The organism is Winogradskyella forsetii (assembly GCF_013394595.1).
In the GTDB taxonomy this organism is placed as follows: domain Bacteria; phylum Bacteroidota; class Bacteroidia; order Flavobacteriales; family Flavobacteriaceae; genus Winogradskyella; species Winogradskyella forsetii.
The window spans coordinates 116009-133829 of record NZ_CP053348.1 but is presented as its reverse complement, the minus strand read 5'-3'; the positions used below and the strand labels follow the sequence as shown (position 1 = coordinate 133829).

Annotated in this window: 19 protein-coding genes; 10 read left to right on the top strand and 9 right to left on the bottom strand. The window is 35.0% G+C overall.

What is annotated here, in order from left to right:
* Positions 1–214: 214 nt before the first annotated feature.
* Positions 215–652, bottom strand: coding sequence for a hypothetical protein (locus HM987_RS00570; protein WP_179004336.1), 438 nt, complete (start codon positions 650–652; stop codon positions 215–217).
* A 15-nt stretch (positions 653–667) separates the two neighbouring features.
* Complete coding sequence (locus HM987_RS00565) at positions 668–3754, bottom strand: leucine--tRNA ligase (RefSeq protein ID WP_179004333.1); 3087 nt, start codon at positions 3752–3754, stop codon at positions 668–670.
* Positions 3755–3958: 204 nt separating this feature from the next.
* Between HM987_RS00565 and HM987_RS00560 the strand changes: the two genes are divergently transcribed.
* The 5 genes from HM987_RS00560 to HM987_RS00540 all read left to right on the top strand — a co-directional run bounded on the left by HM987_RS00560 (position 3959) and on the right by HM987_RS00540 (position 7557).
* Positions 3959–4837, top strand: a complete 879-nt coding sequence (locus HM987_RS00560; protein ID WP_179004330.1) for a cell division protein FtsX — start codon at positions 3959–3961, stop codon at positions 4835–4837.
* Between the two features lie 91 nt (positions 4838–4928).
* Positions 4929–5192, top strand: a complete 264-nt coding sequence (locus tag HM987_RS00555; RefSeq protein ID WP_178990793.1) for a DUF3098 domain-containing protein — start codon at positions 4929–4931, stop codon at positions 5190–5192.
* Positions 5193–5249: 57 nt separating this feature from the next.
* Positions 5250–6041, top strand: coding sequence for an undecaprenyl-diphosphate phosphatase (locus tag HM987_RS00550; protein WP_179004328.1), 792 nt, complete (start codon positions 5250–5252; stop codon positions 6039–6041).
* On the top strand, positions 6041–6736 hold the full coding sequence (gene truB / locus HM987_RS00545) for a tRNA pseudouridine(55) synthase TruB (RefSeq protein ID WP_179004326.1): 696 nt from the start codon (positions 6041–6043) through the stop codon (positions 6734–6736). Before HM987_RS00550 ends, truB begins: the two co-directional genes overlap by 1 nt.
* 83 nt (positions 6737–6819) lie before the next feature.
* Positions 6820–7557, top strand: coding sequence for a hypothetical protein (locus HM987_RS00540; protein ID WP_179004324.1), 738 nt, complete (start codon positions 6820–6822; stop codon positions 7555–7557).
* 119 nt (positions 7558–7676) lie between these two features.
* Here the strand turns inward: HM987_RS00540 and HM987_RS00535 are convergent, their stop codons facing one another.
* Complete coding sequence (locus HM987_RS00535; RefSeq protein WP_179004322.1) at positions 7677–8297, bottom strand: thioredoxin family protein; 621 nt, start codon at positions 8295–8297, stop codon at positions 7677–7679.
* 79 nt (positions 8298–8376) lie between these two features.
* On the opposite strand from HM987_RS00535, the gene HM987_RS00530 reads away from it, so the two are divergent.
* Entirely contained in the window at positions 8377–8940 is a 564-nt protein-coding gene (locus HM987_RS00530) for a DNA-3-methyladenine glycosylase I (RefSeq protein WP_179004320.1), read from the top strand.
* A gap of 205 nt (positions 8941–9145) precedes the next feature.
* Here the strand turns inward: HM987_RS00530 and aat are convergent, their stop codons facing one another.
* From aat to HM987_RS00515, 3 genes are all read right to left on the bottom strand, one after another.
* Positions 9146–9784 (bottom strand): leucyl/phenylalanyl-tRNA--protein transferase, encoded by a 639-nt coding sequence (gene aat / locus HM987_RS00525; protein ID WP_178990805.1) that lies wholly within the window; start codon positions 9782–9784, stop codon positions 9146–9148.
* A gap of 278 nt (positions 9785–10062) precedes the next feature.
* Complete coding sequence (locus tag HM987_RS00520; protein ID WP_179004318.1) at positions 10063–10440, bottom strand: DUF3127 domain-containing protein; 378 nt, start codon at positions 10438–10440, stop codon at positions 10063–10065.
* Positions 10441–10484: 44 nt separating this feature from the next.
* On the bottom strand, positions 10485–11354 hold the full coding sequence (locus HM987_RS00515; RefSeq protein ID WP_179004316.1) for a flavin reductase family protein: 870 nt from the start codon (positions 11352–11354) through the stop codon (positions 10485–10487).
* A 213-nt stretch (positions 11355–11567) separates the two neighbouring features.
* Here HM987_RS00515 and HM987_RS00510 point away from each other — a divergent pair, with 213 nt between their 5' ends.
* The 3 genes from HM987_RS00510 to HM987_RS00500 all read left to right on the top strand — a co-directional run bounded on the left by HM987_RS00510 (position 11568) and on the right by HM987_RS00500 (position 13550).
* On the top strand, positions 11568–12719 hold the full coding sequence (locus HM987_RS00510) for a sensor histidine kinase (protein ID WP_179004314.1): 1152 nt from the start codon (positions 11568–11570) through the stop codon (positions 12717–12719).
* A gap of 71 nt (positions 12720–12790) precedes the next feature.
* The gene (locus HM987_RS00505; RefSeq protein ID WP_179004311.1) at positions 12791–13096 is read left to right on the top strand and encodes a GIY-YIG nuclease family protein; all 306 of its coding nucleotides are present in this window, start codon (positions 12791–12793) and stop codon (positions 13094–13096) included.
* Between the two features lie 97 nt (positions 13097–13193).
* Positions 13194–13550, top strand: coding sequence for a hypothetical protein (locus HM987_RS00500; RefSeq protein WP_179004309.1), 357 nt, complete (start codon positions 13194–13196; stop codon positions 13548–13550).
* 1 nt (position 13551) lies between these two features.
* On the opposite strand, the gene HM987_RS00495 is transcribed toward HM987_RS00500, so the two are convergent.
* Positions 13552–13941 (bottom strand): HIT family protein, encoded by a 390-nt coding sequence (locus HM987_RS00495; protein ID WP_179004307.1) that lies wholly within the window; start codon positions 13939–13941, stop codon positions 13552–13554.
* A gap of 196 nt (positions 13942–14137) precedes the next feature.
* Positions 14138–14611: a transcription elongation factor GreA gene (gene greA, locus HM987_RS00490; RefSeq protein ID WP_178990819.1), complete on the bottom strand. Its 474-nt coding sequence runs from the start codon at positions 14609–14611 to the stop codon at positions 14138–14140.
* Between the two features lie 189 nt (positions 14612–14800).
* Here greA and HM987_RS00485 point away from each other — a divergent pair, with 189 nt between their 5' ends.
* Positions 14801–15238, top strand: coding sequence for a hypothetical protein (locus tag HM987_RS00485; RefSeq protein ID WP_179004305.1), 438 nt, complete (start codon positions 14801–14803; stop codon positions 15236–15238).
* On the opposite strand, the gene HM987_RS00480 is transcribed toward HM987_RS00485, so the two are convergent.
* Positions 15235–17580 carry a TonB-dependent receptor gene (locus HM987_RS00480; protein WP_229724539.1) on the bottom strand — a complete coding sequence of 782 codons (2346 nt, stop codon included), beginning with the start codon at positions 17578–17580 and terminating at the stop codon, positions 15235–15237. The genes HM987_RS00485 and HM987_RS00480 overlap by 4 nt on opposite strands.
* Between the last annotated feature and the right edge of the window lie 241 nt (positions 17581–17821).

The following is a 17821-nucleotide window of genomic DNA, read 5'->3' as shown; positions in this document are numbered from 1 at the left end:
AGTAAGTACTATTAAAAAATCATGTTTTGCAAATTTCAATATCAAGTTGAAGCTATTTTTATTGAATTATTAGTTTGAAGCCTATTTTTTGAAAAATATATAGTATAATACTGATTTTTAATACAATATGATATTCGTTGAATGAAATATTGTATCGATGACGTGTTTTAGAAAGGTTTTTGATACCAACTGAAGTAAGCTTACGAATTATGATTTATTTAGATTCATACATCGTTAAGGACACTTTGGACACCTTATCATTTATATATTCGATATAAAGCTGTTCCACTTGATTATCATTTCGATTTGGCACTAAACCTATTTCATATAACATGATATCCCTTTCGGTGGTTAAAATCCAACTGGGCTGACCTAAAAGCTTGATAACATTAGGTTTTGATTTGTTCAATAAAATCTGAGATTCTATAATGTCATCTACCATTAGATGTCGCGTCATCGGTCTTGTTTTCCATTGCTCTTCGGTAAATCGATTTTCAAAAAAGAAATGCAAAGAAGTCGCAATGACGAATGCCGCAAAAAGAATCAAGCCCACTTGATTAACCAAATTATTTCGATAATCAAAATAATCCTTTAGTCCTTTCCGTTGCTTTTTAATTGACGGTTTTGCTAAAATGGGCTTATTTGATGACATGTGGTTAGTCTTTTTTTACCCAACAATATTCACAATTTTACCAGGCACTACAATTACTTTTTTAGGTGTTCTACCATCTAATTGCGCCATCGTTTTCTCATTAGCCATAACAGCTGCTTCTATTTCATCTTTAGATAAGTCTAAAGGTAATTCCATGGTAAAACGCATTTTACCATTAAATGAAATTGGGTATTCCTTGCTGCTTTCTACCAAGTATTGTTCTTCAAATTTTGGGAAAGGTGCGGTTGAAATAGATTCATCATGTCCCAATTGCGACCATAATTCTTCAGCAATATGTGGCGCATAAGGCGAAATTAGAATCAATAAAGGTTCTAAAATGTCTTTGCTCGTACACTTTTGAGCGGTCAACTCATTCACTGCAATCATAAATGTAGAAACCGATGTATTAAAAGAGAAATTCTCAATGTCTTCTTCTACTTTCTTAATCGTTTTGTGTAGTGTCTTAAAAGCCCCATCCGACTTCCCTAGAGGGGAAGAGTCCACTCGGAACGCGCCATTTTCTCCGTGGTGATAGAGTTTCCATAGTTTTTTCAGGAAATTGTGTACACCTGTAATACCAGCCGTATTCCAAGGTTTGTATTGTTCTAATGGTCCGAGGAACATTTCGTAGAGTCTTAGGCTGTCTGCGCCGTAATCTTCGCAAATACTATCTGGATTGACGACGTTGTATTTTGATTTGGACATTTTTTCAACATCCCGTTCTACTTTTACTATTCCACTACCATCTTCGATAAATTCAGAATCATTATACTCTTGTCTCCAATTCTTGAATGCATCTATATCCAACTCATTTGAAGCATTTACAAAAGTCACATCGACATGCAATGGTCTAAAATATAAAGCAGAGACTTCGCAATTGTCAATATCATCAATATATTTTTGAGAAGAAGAACACAGTTTTTCATCAATGGTCCTACCTCTTAAATTTTCTCTTATTTCATTAGTCAATTTATTTTGAATTTTTTGATTGTGAAAAAACTTTTGATCTCCATTCTGATATATTTTATCAGCCTCCTCGATATATTTGTAACTAATAAAACGATGGTTTTCATATATAGGTAATGGAACAATTTTTCCATTTATCATGTTTTGATTTTTGTAACTAATGATTGGTTCCAAAATATATACAAAAGCACTAGTCCCCAAAATCATCCCTTGGTTAATCAACTTTTTAAAAGGCTCTTCCACATTGACAAAACCTCTATCTTTCAATAATTTTACCCAAAAACGCGAGTAGAGTAAATGACCTGTGGCATGTTCGCTTCCACCAATATATAAATCTACATTTTCCCAGTACTTAAGCGCATCCTCACTTGCAAAAACACCATCTCTATGGGCTGCGTCTTCCATATAGCGAAAGAAATACCAAGAACTTCCTGCCCAACCTGGCATAGTGTTGAGTTCTAAAGGAAATACGGTTTTATGGTCTATCAACTCATTACTGACCACTGTAAACTGCTTTATATCCCAAGCCCAAACATCAGCACGTCCCAAAGGTGGCTCGCCTTCTTCGGTTGGTAAGTATTTTTCAACTTCCGGTAGTACAATCGGTAAATGCTCCTTTTCTATCATTTGCGGCATGCCGTTGACATAATATACTGGAAACGGTTCGCCCCAATACCGTTGTCTGGAGAAGACAGCATCTCTTAAACGGTAATTGGTTTTGCCTTCGCCTTGTTCGAGTTGTTCTAATTCGTAAATGGCACGTTTGGTGGCTTTTTTATAGTTCATGCCGTTAAGGAAATCACTATTTTTTAATTTTACGTTGTCTTTAGAACCATAGGCCTCCGCTGAAATATCTACACCTTCAAAAATATTGGGAATTGGGATTCCGAAGTGTTTTGCAAAATCAAAATCACGTTGATCACCACATGGCACTGACATCACGGCTCCTGTTCCGTAGCTTGCTAACACGTAATCGCCAATCCAGATTGGGATGGGTTCTTTGGTAAATGGATGCTCTGCATAAGCGCCTGTAAAAACACCTGAAATGGTTTTTACATCCGCCATCCGATCACGTTCGCTTCGTTTGGCTGTTTTTTCTATGTAGGCTTCGACGGCTTCTTTTTGTTCTGGTGTTGTGATTTTTGACACGAGTTCGTGTTCTGGAGCTAATGTCATGAATGAGACACCGAAGATGGTATCTGTTCTTGTTGTGAATACGGATATAGTTTGAGATTCCTCGTCGCTGCGCTCTGTCGGAATGACATTAAAGGTAACTGAGGCTCCGACCGATTTCCCAATCCAATTTCGCTGTGTTTCTTTTAGTGCATCTGTCCAGTCTATATTTTCCAATCCTTGAAGCAGACGTTCTGCATAAGCTGAAATTCGCATGCTCCATTGGGTCATTTTTTTTCTAACCACAGGATGGCCGCCTCTTTCGGAAACACCATTGACGATTTCGTCGTTGGCTAGAACGGTTCCTAATTCTGGGCACCAATTCACTTCTGTTTCGGCCAAATACGTCAATCGGTATTTTAAAAGGATTGCTTGTTGTTCAACTTCGGAAAAAGTGTTCCAATCCTCAGCTGAAAAGGACTCAATATCATCATCACAAGCTGCATTGACCTTTGTGTTTCCTTCGGTAGCAAACTTTTCAATTAAAGTATCAATATGTTCCGCCTTGTTAGCATCATTATTATACCAAGATTCAAATAATTGAATAAAAATCCATTGGGTCCATTTATAATAATTAGGATCAGACGTTCTCACTTCACGACTCCAATCAAAAGAAAACCCTATTTGATCTAATTGTCTTCTGTAGGTTTTAATGTTTTCTTCTGTCGTTATTCTAGGATGCTGACCCGTTTGTATCGCATACTGCTCCGCAGGTAATCCAAAACTATCATAACCTTGTGGGTGCAAAACGTTAAACCCTTTGTGACGCTTGTAACGCGCATAGATATCACTAGCAATATAACCTAAGGGATGCCCAACGTGCAGACCTGCTCCAGAGGGATATGGGAACATATCTAACACATAGTATTTTGGTTTATACGAATTATTTTCAGCTTTAAAAGTGTGATTATCTCTCCAGTAGTCTTGCCACTTTTTTTCTATATCGTTGAAATTGTATGTCATATCAATTATCTTTCACGCAAAGGCGCAGAGCCGCAAAGCCTATCTTTATATAAATTTCTTTGCGCCTTAGCGCCTTTGCGTGAATTTACCTTTACTTTAGAGCGCAAATTTAAACCTATTACAACACAATTAAAAACTAAACGTTGTAATGTTCAACATGAGCAATTTCTTTATTATTTTTACAGCATTAATTCTAATTAATCCATGGCATCATCTTTTGACAAATATCAAAAACGTAAACTCATATCCTCTTACGTATCTGTAGTGATTAGTATCGCTTTGGTATTGTTTCTTTTAGGCTGTTTAGGGCTTTTGGTCATTAACTCTAAAAAAGTAGCTGATCACTTTAAAGAACAAGTGGTCATGACTATTTATTTAAATGATACGGCAAAAGAAGTGGAAGTCAATCAACTCAAAAAGAGTTTGGCGATGGCAGATTATACTAAAGATGCGGTTTATGTATCTAAAGAGGAAGCCGCCGAATTTATGAAAGCCGAAACTGGCGAGGATTTTATGGATTTTGTGGGCTATAATCCCTTAAAAAATTCCATTGATGTGCACTTAAAAGCAGATTTCGTTACCACAGAACAATTAACAGAAATTACGGAAGGCTTATCCAACAAAGCCTTTATTGAAGAAATTAGATACGATAATGACTTGGTGGAATTAATGAACGATAATGTTAAAAAAATCACGTTTTGGGTGTTGATTATTAGCGGATTATTCACGTTAATTGCCGTTTTATTGATTAATAGTTCTATTCGCTTAGCCGTATATTCTAAGCGCTTTATTATTAAAACGATGCAAATGGTTGGCGCTACCAAACGTTTTATACGCAAACCGTTTGTTTGGAAAAGCGTACAATTAGGTATTATTGGGGCGCTTGTTGCTTTGGCAGGAATGGCAATTGTGTTATACTATTTGGATATTACATTCCCGGAATTGGAATTACTAAGAAATAGCGTTTTGATTGCCGCCTTATTTGTTGGCATTTTCGTTTTGGGCATTCTTATCACCTGGATTAGTACCTTTATTGCCACACAACGTTTCTTAAATTTGAAGACAGATCAGTTGTATTACTAACTTTAAATTCACAAACTCTTAACGCACCAATTACAAATAAAACTGTTACTTTGCATTCCAAAATCAATACTAACGTATAGCTGAAAAGACCATGGGAGAACAAAAACGTAAGGAAGATTCTAAATCTGAATTCATCTTCGGGAAGAAAAACTATAAATTCTTATTCATCGGTTTGGCATTTATTGTCATCGGTTTTATCCTTATGTCTGGTGGAGGCAGTGACGACCCAAATGTTTTTGACGAATCTATTTACAGTTGGAGACGTATTCGACTAGCACCTACTTTGGTCTTGATTGGCTTTGGTATTCAGGTGTATGCCATTCTCTTAAACCCGAATAAAGCATCCAAAAAATAATAGCCTTTTACTTACTTATGACTCGTTTCATTATTCTAAAATGATACATTTGCGCCCATGGAAATTATAGATGCTATTATTTTAGGAATCATTCAAGGGCTTACCGAGTTCTTGCCAGTTTCCTCTAGTGGTCACTTAGAACTAGGAAAAGCCATACTTGGTAGTGACGCTATTCCTGAAGAAAGCTTAATGTTTACCGTTGTTCTTCATTTTGCAACAGCCTTAAGTACCATCGTTGTTTTTAGAAAAGATATTCTTGAGATCCTTAAAGGATTATTTCAGTTTAAGTGGAATGAAGATCTGCAGTTTTCATTGAAAATTATATTATCAATGATTCCCGCAGTCATTATTGGTTATAAATATGAGTCGGAATTTGAACAATTATTTGGTAACAACATTTTACTCGTTGGAGCCATGCTTATCGTTACCGCTGTACTTTTATTTTTGGCAGACAAAGCCAAGGAAACGGACAAAAAAGTGACGTTTGCCAATGCATTTATCATAGGTATTGCCCAAGGTATTGCGATGCTTCCAGGAATTTCACGTTCTGGTGCCACCATATCAACCTCAGTACTTTTAGGCATTGATAAAACTAAAGCAGCACGTTTTTCCTTTTTAATGGTTGTCCCACTTATTTTTGGCAAAATCGCAAAAGATATTTTATCGGGTGAATTAACTTATAATACGGCGAGTTTTAGTTATTTAAGCGTTGGTTTTTTAGCCGCTTTTATTTCAGGTTTATTTGCTTGTACTTGGATGATCTCCATAGTAAAGAAAAGTAAATTAACTTATTTTGCTATTTACTGTGCTATCATTGGTGTGATAGCCATAATCTGGACTCAACTCTAATGCAAACCGAAGACGATTTTAAAAACGGACAAGTCTTATTGATAGACAAGCCATTGACGTGGACATCGTTTCAAGTGGTGAACAAGTTGCGTTGGTCAATTCGGCAAGCCTTCAACATTAAAAAAATCAAAGTGGGTCATGCTGGTACTTTAGATCCTTTGGCAACAGGTTTATTAGTGATTTGTACAGGAAAGATGACCAAACAAATCAACACTTTTCAAGGGCAAGAAAAAGAATACACAGGTACGTTTGTTTTAGGTGCTACCACTCCATCTTTTGATTTGGAAACTGAGGTCAATGAAACCTTTCCTACGGAACATATTACTGATGACTTAATTCATGCCTCAACACAACAGTTTATTGGAAAAATAGACCAATTTCCACCTGTATTTTCAGCCATTAAAAAAGATGGCAAGCGTTTGTACGAATTTGCAAGGGCAGGCGAAGACGTTGAAATTAAATCACGACAAGTAGAAATTACGGAGTTTGAAATCACTCAAATCAGCAACCTTGAATTGCATTTTAGAGTGGTGTGTAGCAAAGGTACTTACATAAGGTCATTGGCTCACGACTTTGGAAAAGCTTTAAATTCTGGCGCACATTTATCCGCATTACGTCGCACTAGAATTGGGGATTTTAAAGTTGAAGACGCCCTAACACCTGAAACTTTTATAGAAAATTTACCTTTAAAATAGTCATTTAACAAGGGTTTAAGGTTGGTTTTTAAACTATTTCTGCGTTATATTCGTATATAACTATACCAAAACCGCTTATTCTTTTGAATTTCATAGAACAACATAAAGCCTTAATCATCACAATTCTTCTCGCAGGAATTGTAGTCTTTGGTATGTTCAGTATTCAAATACAACGGCAACAAGATTTAATTACTGAAAGTTATTACCTTCTTGAACCAGAACCTGAAAAAACCGAAACTGAACTTCAGAAGTTAGAAGAATTAGCAGCTGAATCCACCAACAAAGCATTCAACGAAGATGAGGAATACAAGGAAATGATGCGTAACTTTAAAACCGTTGATGCCAATGATTTTGAAAGGACCACAAAAGCCATAGAAGATGCTAAAGCAAGCGAAGAGGTCTCAGAAGAAACCAGCACTACTCAATCCTATGCCAATAGTGGAGATTATGCCTTAAATTCTAAAGAAACCCAATCCTATAAAAAACTGCAAGAAGAACTTCAGCAACGCCTAAAAAACAAAAAAATAGCAGACGAGCATGCCAAAAATAAAGGTACGTTAACCTATTCTCTTAAAGGTAGAACTTTGACACATTATAAAATTCCACGTTATCTGTGTGAAATTGGCGGAAAAATAGTTGTGACGATAAAAGTAAACGGCTCTGGAGATGTGATTGATGCCTCTGTTAATGGCTCATCTAATTCTAATAATAAGTGCTTGGTTGATCATGCGATTGCCTATGCGGAATCCGTTCAGTTTGATAGCTCTAGTCGATCAGACCAACTAGGTACCATAACTTTTTTGTTTAAAGGGAAACGTTGATTCATTAGATTTTTTTGACACGAATTACACGAATTTTCACAAATTGTCACTCAATTGATATCAAGTTTTCTTCGCTATTAAACCCTAATAGAACATTCAACACCGAAACGAAAAGACCTTTAATAATCTTGTAATAAAAACACCAAATCTTCAACTGTAGATTGTCCTTTGTCCGTATTATACCAACGTTGTAAATCTTCTTTAAATTGTGGTGTTATAGCACCATATTTAGCTTTATGAGCTTTAACCAATTTAGTTGCGATAGTTGGTCTCGGTCCAAAAGTGTTTAGGACTTTTTTCGTCTCAGAATCAAGCATTATTAATTTAGGAATTGACTTTCCGCCATTGGTTAAAAACTGATTCATAAGCGCATCGTTTTCATCTCTGAGTACAATTTTATAATCAATATTAGCATTAAGTTCCGCCACTTTATTGATAATTGGTAGAATGTGCGCTGCGTCGCCACACCAACTTTCAGATATAACCAACCATGTTACTTTTTTGTTGAAACTTTCAATTTTTGTTTTCATCTCGTCAGAAACTTTAGCCGTTTTATCCCAACGTCTCATCCGTCTGTTGTTAAGCTGGGTATATGCAACTAAATCAATAGTTTTTTCGTTTCCAGTAGTTGATTTTAATTCAACCAAGGTTGAAACTAAAGTTCTGTATTCAGCATAAGTCATACTATTCTTTAGACTTTCTGAAATAATGTCGTTTATAGTGAGTGCGTCCGTATTCATATGACAAAATTAAGATTCTATTACCATTTTTTGTGCAACAGTTGTTACATTAGTAGTGCAATCTAAAATTCCTTACAAGATGAATAAAAACAGATGTGGTTGGTGCGTTGGCAATGATTTATATGAAGCTTATCACGATGAAGAATGGGGCCTCCCTGTTTATGACGACGATACCTTGTTTGAATTTTTAATATTGGAAACCTTTCAGGCTGGTTTAAGTTGGATAACCATTTTAAAGAAGCGTGAAAACTTTAGAAAGGCCTTTGACCATTTTGATTATAAGAAAATTGCCAATTACACATCCGATAAAGTTGAAACCTTATTGCAAGATAAAGGAATTGTTAGAAACAGATTAAAAGTGAATGCCACTATTACCAATGCACAGGCTTTTATGAAAATTCAAGAGGAATATCGGTCGTTTTCTAAATATATTTGGGGTTTCGTGGATGGAAAACCTATAAAGAATCGTCTTGAAAATTATAAGAACGCTCCTGCGCATACGCCTTTGAGTGATGCTATAAGCAAAGATTTAAAAAAACGTGGATTTAAATTTGTAGGCTCAACGGTTATTTATGCCCACATGCAAGCTACAGGAATGGTAAATGATCATGAAGTATCTTGTTTCAGGTATCAAGAGGTTTAAAACATTTCTTATATTTTGGTTTAGTTTGTTTCTAGTAGATAAAATAGAGTATATTCATTTTTTCCTTGATGAAAAAACGAACAAAAAAATCAAGACTTAAGAACCTTTTACTAAAAATTTCTTAGGTCATCCAAATATTAATCCTATAGTAAAGCATTAATCGTTCAATTAGCAATGCTCTCAATTTAGAAGTAAATCTTTAATTTTATAACGAAAAAGGTTTAAGGTATTTTATAAATTCGTTTCTAGGCATATTTTTCGCACCTAGACTTTCCAAATGCTTAGTGTGCAGTTGGCAGTCTATAAGTTGATAACTTGAATTTTGAATAAAAGTAATAAATCCCACTTTACTCGCATTGCTTACTTTGGTAAACATGCTTTCGCCACAAAACACTTTATCGTTAATTTCAATACCATACAGGCCACCAACTAATTCTTTATTTTGCCAAACCTCTATAGACTTCGCGTAACCAAGTCGATGAAGTTTTACGTAAGCTTTTATCATATCATCAGTAATCCACGTGCCATATTGGTCACTGCGTTTTGCACACGCACAGTTTTCCACAACAGCTTTGAAAGCCTTATTTGTAGTCACTTTAAAAGCGTCTTTTTTAAGCACTTGTTTCATACTTTTAGACACTTTTAAATCATCAGGTAACAAAACAAACCGCGGATCTGGCGACCACCAAAGAATGGGTTCTTCATCTTGAAACCATGGAAATATACCTTTGGAATAGGCAAACAATAACCGTTCTGGAGACAGATCACCTCCAATGGCCAAAAGGCCATCAGCAGACGCTTTAGACACATCAGGAAAATCAATTTTTTGGGTTAGAAAGTGCATCTGTTAAAATCTATAACGTACATTTTTGCTGTTAATTTAGCACTTTCACTTTGATACTAAAAGAATTTTAGTGATATTTGAGTTGACCTTTATGAATTAGATTTTTGTTCATCATTGCTTTTTTTTAATTTGTTTGTAGAGGTCAAACCTAAAACCACAATACTAAGTCCTGATTAACCATCAGGACTTTTTCAATTAAAGTTGAACTGGTTAACAAAAAAAAAAGACCTGCTTTTCAATAAAAAACAAGTCTTTCTTTTAAAATTTACGACCTTAACCTAGAAAGGTAAATCGTCATTATCATCTTCGTTTAAATCGCTAACAGGCTCAAAAGCTTCTGTTGGTGGTACAGGAGGCATATCTCCACTTGGAGCTTGTGCTTGTAACGCTTCAATTCTCCAACCTTGTATAGAATTAAAATATTTAGTTTCACCTTGTGGATTCACCCATTCTCTTCCTCTTAGGTTAATATTAATTTTAACCTGCTGACCTTCTTTGTAGTTGTTTAACAAATCTGTTTTGTCTTGAACAAATTCCACCATAATATGTTGTGGGTATTGCTCTTCTGTAGTCACTACAACTTCTCTTTTTCTAAACCCATTACTACCAAAAGTTTGAGTCTCTCCTATCATTTTAATACGTCCTTGTACTTCCATTTTTGCTTAATCTATAATTTAAATAATTCTTAATTTTTTTGAGACTACGAAAGTAATAACTTCCAAGCACTTTTTACGTCTCCGTAGCTCAAATAATTTTGAGCCAGTTTATGTTTTTCTCTATGCGATGCGGTTTTAATGTCTGGATAGCGTTCAGAAATATCGGCAACAAATTGATTTACTTCGTCTTTATTAGGTAAAGCTTCAACATTGGCAAGCATTCCGAGATTGTTTCCTGTTAAAATCATACTATTTCTAACATGCTCTGGCATATTATCAACACCAATTCCCATGGATGCTAATGGTTTCGGTATTTCAAAAAAGCCTTTGTTCGCTCTACTGTAATAACTTCCACCTGCTCTTGCCACTAAGTCCAAAGCTTCCTGATTTATGGTTTGATCTTTGTTTAAAACTTCTTCCGAAATATGAAGTTTTACCACTTCGCATATCACTAAATTACCAGCTCCGCCTTCGGTTCCTAAATGTACAATTTCATTTACTTTACACTCCAATTGTATTGGCGATTCTGCGACTCTAAACGGTTTTACAATATCTGAAGGAAGCATAGTCAAACCCGCTTTTCCAAATTCGTTAACCCCTTCAGGATATTCTGTACTGGTTAAGGATGCCTGATGCACCATATCGTAATTTACAACATTAATGACCACCTCTTTGGTCGCTTCAACATTGCCCAAAGTGTGTTTGGTAGTATTGTCCCTTACACGCCTGGCTGGCGAAAAAATCAATATGGGAGGATTGGCACTAAACACATTAAAAAAGCTAAAAGGTGATAAATTAGGATGACCATCAGCATCAATTGTACTCGCAAAAGCGATAGGTCTTGGCGCAATAGCACTTAATAAATAACTGTGTAAAACGCCTGTTGACAGGTCCTGAGGGAGGTATGAAAGCATGTATTTGATTGATTTTCAACAAATATAATTATATTGAGTTGCTGACGAAAGTATTTTGGGCATATTAAAGCACAATAATATCAACATATTTACATTATATTTAAAATTGAAACGAGCATAATTATAGTTTTCTAATCGCATGTAACGATTAATAGCGAACAGCATGTGACCTTGAAAAGCAATAATTATAAACACATGAATTAAAATTAACTAATGACTTTTAGCTTAAATAGAAATGCAATCCGTTGGATTATTGTCGTGTCTTCCTTTATTATCATTTCTCTTATTCTTTGGAATACTTATACGTTTTTTCAAAATTTTAAGGCCGAAGAACGTTCTAAAATGAAGAATTGGTCATTTGCCCAAAAAGAAATGCGTAAAACCGATAATCTTAATGCAGATATTGGGGAGTTGCCGCTAGAAATATTAAAAAGTAATACGTCTACACCCATGATAAAAGTTAGCGAAGATGGGAGTATGGAGCATAATAATATCGATGAAGAAAAAGCAAAGGATTCACTTTACCTTATTAAATTAATTGAAAAATTTAAAAATGAAAATGAGCCTATTGAAATACGCTATAAGGACAAAATATTATCTACATTATACTATGGTAACTCCCCATTATTAAACAAACTAAAATATTACCCTTTAGCTTTAATGCTTATTATTTTTCTGTTTGCTGCCGTTGCATATTTCTTCTATCGAAGTTCTAAAATTGCAGATCAGAATAAACTCTGGACAGGTATGGCAAAGGAAACAGCCCATCAGATTGGGACACCATTATCTTCTCTAGTTGGTTGGACAGAAATATTGAAAACCGAAAATGTAAATCCTGAATATATTGTTGAAATCGAAAAAGATATTGACCGGCTTCAAACCATAACTGAACGGTTTAGTAAAATTGGTTCTGCGCCAACATTAAAATCGATGGATATTGTTGATGTGACCAAATCGTCTTATGCGTATTTAAAAGCACGTTCTTCCAAGCTCATTAATTTTGAAATTATAATTCCTGAAAGGGAAATATCTATTAACCTCAACGAACAACTTTACAGCTGGACCATTGAAAATCTGGTCAAAAACGCCATAGATGCCATGAAAGGCAAAGGCGATTTAAAACTGGAATTATCACAGCTCGAAAACCAAGTATTCATCAATATTTCAGACACCGGAAAAGGGATTCCGAAGTCTTCCTATACTAAAATATTTGAGCCTGGTTACACTACCAAAAAGCGTGGTTGGGGACTTGGCTTGTCTTTAGCCAAGCGTATTATTGAAGATTATCACAACGGAAGAATAAAAGTGTTGACTTCTGAAATTGGTAAAGGAACGACGATTCAAATTATGTTGAAGCAGGTTTAATTGTCATTCAGAGCGTAGCGAAGAATCTCAATATGTTTACTTAATCAATGAATTAAAATTATTCTGAAAGCATGAAAACTATAGGGAATCACAATTACTATGTGTATATCCTAACAAACAAAACAAAAACCGTACTATATACTGGTGTCACAAACAATCTTAAAGATAGATTATATTTTCATAATAATCCAGAGCCATTTTCAAAAGCTTTTACTAAAAAGTATAGATGTTTTTATTTAATTTATCATGAGCTTTTTTTTGACGTTGAAACTGCTATAAAACGAGAAAAGGAAATTAAAGGCTGGAGTCGTAAGAAAAAAGAATACTTGATTTCACAATTTAATGCTGAGTGGGAATTTTTAAACGAGACTATCTAAGAGATTCTTCAGTCACTACGTTCCTTCTGAATGACAAAAGTTTAAAAACCTGAAAGTTCACATCCAAAACTATCAAAATTTTAGTTTAAATTTGGCCATGAGTTCGTCACGATTTTTCACTTTAAAAGAAGCCAGATTAAGCAATAACTGTCCAGAATGTTATTCTAATGACAGTTTAGAACTCACGTTTAAACAAAACTTAACTGAATCTAAATTCCATAAGGCCATTACAAATGAGACGGCTTGTGAGTTGCGTTGCCTTAACTGTGAAGTACAAATTTTTCCTATTATGTGGACCGATGACATTGATCGTGTTGTAGATTACCACAAAAGAGGACTTAAAACGAAACCTAAATCTACTAAGCTGAAACCAATTACTTGGGGAATACTAGTTTTTGTAATTGTGGTTTTAATTGCCACTATCTTATTCGCTACCGGAATAATTTCAATTTAATTTATAAAAAAGAGCTGATTTTCTTTGCAATAGCTTCGAATTCTTGAGGCTCTAATTTTTGTTTGTTTGAAAAACGAGCATCATCCATAGTATGAAGTGGAATTAAATGAACGTGCGCATGTGGAACTTCTAAACCAATTACAGACATTCCAATACGTTCGCAAGGCACTGCTTTTTCTAAAGCGATAGCTACTTTTCTAGAAAATTCCATCAATCCTAAGTAGGTATCCTCATCTAAATCGAAAATTTTATTGACTTCTTTTTTTGGAATACAAAGTGTATGCCCTTTGGAATTGGGGTTAATATCCAAAAACGCAAAAAACGCTTCAGTTTCGGCAACCTTATAAGACGGTATTTCGCCTGAAATTATTTTCGTGAAGAGTGTTGCCATGTTTAAGTTTTGTTGAGTCTTCTATAAATATAAAAAGATTCCTGTAATAAGGAATCTTTTTAGGAGATATCTACAAGATTATTGTCTAATCCGTAAATAATTATCTTGAAATTTCTAAAATATCAAATTTCATGGTACCGTTCACTTCGACTTCGCTGAGCGAACAGAGGTAGAATGGTATTAAACATTGATGTTTCTATCGTGAAATCTCTAATATATCAAACTTCATCGTGCCATTTGGTACTTGAATTTCTGCAGTATCTCCTACAGATTTTCCTAATAAACCTTTTCCTATTGGCGAATTAATAGAGATTTTACCAGACGCTAAATCAGCTTCACTTTCCGCTACCAAGGTATAGGTCATTTCCATACCATTGGTTTGATTTTTTATTTTCACTTTTGATAAAGCTAAAACTTTGGTCAAATCTAATTGCGACTCGTCTATAATTCTGGCTCCAGATAAGGCTTCCTCCATTTTAGAAATTTTCATTTCTAGCATACCTTGTGCTTCTTTGGCAGCATCGTATTCTGCATTTTCACTTAAATCCCCTTTATCTCTTGCCTCTGCAATAGCTTGTGAGGCTTTAGGACGTTCTACATCTTTAAGTTGGTTTAACTCGTCCCGTAATTTTTTTAAACCTTCAGCGGTGTAATAAGATACTTTACTCATAATTCATTCGTTTAATCCATGTAATCTGTGGTCGCTATATTCAAAATATCCCGAAACAAGTTCGGGACTAATGAAAAAAATCCCGCGCTGACGAGATTACTATACAAATATATAAAATATTTACGGCAAAGTTCAAATAATTGTAAATTGTGCCACACTGAGCTTGTCGAAGTGCCAAAAAGATAAAAGATGAAAAAACTGCTTTTAACACTTAGTTGTGTTGTGATTTTTGCTTGTAATTCAAATGACGATAATAGCAATTGTAACTTCCTGTTTGATGCTGGAGTCAATTTAACCGTTAATTTAAATTTACCTCAGTTTAGTCAATTAGAATTTACAGGCAATGGGGTTTATGTTTCCGGACAGGGGAATAACGGTATTTGGTTATGGCGCGCCAGTACTTCTACGCTAAATGCTTGGGATGCGGCAGATCCGAGCCACCCACCAGCAGCGTGTTCTACCTTAACAGATTCAGGTATAGGTGATATTGTAGTCTGCGGCTGTGATGATGCCAATGAATATAGTCTTATTACTGGTTTAAGCTTTGGAGAAAATACTCAACCCTGTACATTGCAGCCCTACAGAGTTGAGTTTATTGGTAATAATACTTATTTGGTGACGAACTAAAAGTTCAAGGTTACACCAACTAAAAAGTTAGTAGTTGCTTGTGGGTAATAACCTACGCCCTCAATAGTTGAAACAATTCCTGGATTGGAAAAGTCGTCATCATACGTATAATAATAACCGTTAGAAATATACTTGACATTGAAAAAGTTATTTACTAATCCTGAAAACACTATAGATTCAAAAACAGATTTGGTTTTCAAGGTGTAATTAATATTGAAATCATTAATAAAATAACTATCCAATTTTGATAATTCAGCTTCAGTATTACTCATAAATTGCTCACCTACAAATTTACTTAACCAAGACATTTGAAGATGTTCAATCGGTTGAAATACGATAGCATTGGCTGCGACTATACTTGGCGAAAATGAGATATCCGTTTTACCCAGATTCTGTAATTCGCCATCAAAAGAAACAATGGTTTCACTATTCTTATTGGTGCTAAGCGTGACGTTTGGCTGTAAGGTTAACTTTGAAACCACAGGAATCACGGCTTCCAATTCTAAACCTAATCGGTAACTTTTACCACTGTTGGTTCTAATAGGATTTCCTACGTCATCCAACCGACCAGATAAGACCAATTGCTCATTATATAACATGTAATAGGCATTGGCATTAAACACCAAGTTTCCTTTGTTGTGTCTCCAACCCAGTTCAAAATCATTGAGTTGTTCTGGTTCTATAGCGTTGTTGCTTTCAAAGTCAGTTCTATTCGGTTCTCTGTTCGCTCTGGCATAAGAAAAATATAAACTGTTGTCCGCATTAAGATCGTAAGTCACACCAGCTTTTGGATTGAAAAATGTAAAATTTTTATCGACGGCAAATTCTACAATATCAGAAGTTGTACCAGTCGTTTTATAGGTTACGTTTCTAACTTGCAAATCGCCGAATAGGCTTATTTTATCATTTAATTTATAATTCGCTTTCGTAAAAACTGATAAATCATTCTTTTTACTATTGCCATCATAATATCGGTCTCTAATTTCGGATTGACTTGCAAACTCTGCCCAGATCACTTCACCAAAATGATCACCATCATAATGACTGTATGAGCCTCCAAAAATAAGATCTAGGTTATTCTTTTTATAATTGGCATTAGCGTTAAAAACATAATAATTATTATCTAACCAACGCCTCCTAATTAAATCGGTTTCGTCAATTATTTCACCATTAAAATTTAATGTTTCAAAACCATAGTCACCAAAATCCTCATCTTCTCTGTATTGCTCAAAATACCCTTGCCCTTTGGTATAATTGAAGCTCAATGTGGTTGACCATTGGTTATCATAACGTTGGTTCCAATGTAATTGATAATGGTCTTGACTGTAATTATCCACTTCATTATCATAAAATTTAAGAACATCATTGTCATCAAAATAAGCACCAGATACGTTGAATTGTCTATTTTCATCAATATTTGGGTTGGCTCCTAAGGCACTAATGTAATCTGGATCGAAACCGTTCCAAGCTTGATAAGTGACTTCGCTACCACCAAATGTAATAGCCTTTATTAAAGTGTTATCATCAATATAAGAGCCTTGTAAAAAATAGGATTTTAAATCTGCAGAAGCCCGATCAATATAACCATCAGACGTAATATTTGACAAACGGCCAGCAATCTCAATACTTCGACTTCGCTCAGCATCCGAATAAATTTGTCCTGTACTGAATTTTACGGTATGTTTTCTAGTATTAAAACTCCCAAAGGAATTAGAAATTTCGCCTGAAGCGTCTTTAGAAACGGCATCCGTCAACACGTTAATGCTTGCACCAAAAGCACCAGAACCGTTTGTTGAAGTTCCAACGCCACGCTGAAGCTGTAAACTTTCAACAGAAGACGCAAAATCTCCTAAATTGACCCAAAATGTTCCTAAGGATTCCGCGTCATTATACGGAATTCCGTTAATGGTAACATTTGTAGATTGCGAACTTACACCACGAACTCTAATCCCAGTATAGCCGACACCTGCACCAGCATCTGTAGTGGTAACTACGGAAGGCAAATAGTTAAGCAGAACAGGAATGTCCTGTCCTAAATTACGTTTTGCCAACTCTTCTTTGGATACGTTACTGTGTGTAATTGGTGATTTTGCATCAACACGAACGGCTTTTACCAGAACTTCGTCTAGTTTTTCAACTTTAGTAGAATCTTGTTGTTTCTCTTGCCCAAAAGCTGAGCAAAGACTTAATAAAAAAATGGAAATTGTTAATCTCTGTTTTCGTTTTTTTGAGAGATTGTTGAATAAAATTTTAGTTTCGGCTATATTATTTAGAAAGGCGAAACTGAATCTAGATAATGACAATAGATTATCAGATTGAACTTTAAGAATACTAGATTTCATACGACTATAATTTATAATCGAATAAAAAGAGGTCATTATTCTTGGTTAATAATTAATTTTTTGAGCTTAAGGCTTATGCAGTTGGTAAATGTTGATTTCTTCGTTTTGAAACTGTTCATGTCTAAATATAACAGATCAAGTTTCAGAAGTAGTAAAAAAACATCATTGATAACCTTATTGCACTCGCTAAAAATGTCCACAAGACATTTTCTTAACGCTCGCTTCCTAAACAGCATTACCT

Coding starts and splice junctions, on each gene's coding strand:
- HM987_RS00570 (WP_179004336.1), bottom strand. CDS start 652: ATGTCATCAAATAAGCCCATTTTAGCAAAACCGTCAATTAAAAAGCAA.
- truB (WP_179004326.1), top strand. CDS start 6,041: ATGCAAACCGAAGACGATTTTAAAAACGGACAAGTCTTATTGATAGAC.
- HM987_RS00530 (WP_179004320.1), top strand. CDS start 8,377: ATGAATAAAAACAGATGTGGTTGGTGCGTTGGCAATGATTTATATGAA.
- HM987_RS00485 (WP_179004305.1), top strand. CDS start 14,801: ATGAAAAAACTGCTTTTAACACTTAGTTGTGTTGTGATTTTTGCTTGT.
- HM987_RS00555 (WP_178990793.1), top strand. CDS start 4,929: ATGGGAGAACAAAAACGTAAGGAAGATTCTAAATCTGAATTCATCTTC.
- greA (WP_178990819.1), bottom strand. CDS start 14,611: ATGAGTAAAGTATCTTATTACACCGCTGAAGGTTTAAAAAAATTACGG.
- HM987_RS00520 (WP_179004318.1), bottom strand. CDS start 10,440: ATGGAAGTACAAGGACGTATTAAAATGATAGGAGAGACTCAAACTTTT.
- HM987_RS00505 (WP_179004311.1), top strand. CDS start 12,791: ATGAAAACTATAGGGAATCACAATTACTATGTGTATATCCTAACAAAC.
- aat (WP_178990805.1), bottom strand. CDS start 9,784: ATGCACTTTCTAACCCAAAAAATTGATTTTCCTGATGTGTCTAAAGCG.
- HM987_RS00500 (WP_179004309.1), top strand. CDS start 13,194: ATGAGTTCGTCACGATTTTTCACTTTAAAAGAAGCCAGATTAAGCAAT.
- HM987_RS00560 (WP_179004330.1), top strand. CDS start 3,959: ATGGCATCATCTTTTGACAAATATCAAAAACGTAAACTCATATCCTCT.
- HM987_RS00550 (WP_179004328.1), top strand. CDS start 5,250: ATGGAAATTATAGATGCTATTATTTTAGGAATCATTCAAGGGCTTACC.
- HM987_RS00565 (WP_179004333.1), bottom strand. CDS start 3,754: ATGACATACAATTTCAACGATATAGAAAAAAAGTGGCAAGACTACTGG.
- HM987_RS00535 (WP_179004322.1), bottom strand. CDS start 8,297: ATGAATACGGACGCACTCACTATAAACGACATTATTTCAGAAAGTCTA.
- HM987_RS00495 (WP_179004307.1), bottom strand. CDS start 13,941: ATGGCAACACTCTTCACGAAAATAATTTCAGGCGAAATACCGTCTTAT.
- HM987_RS00480 (WP_229724539.1), bottom strand. CDS start 17,580: ATGAAATCTAGTATTCTTAAAGTTCAATCTGATAATCTATTGTCATTA.
- HM987_RS00515 (WP_179004316.1), bottom strand. CDS start 11,354: ATGCTTTCATACCTCCCTCAGGACCTGTCAACAGGCGTTTTACACAGT.
- HM987_RS00510 (WP_179004314.1), top strand. CDS start 11,568: ATGACTTTTAGCTTAAATAGAAATGCAATCCGTTGGATTATTGTCGTG.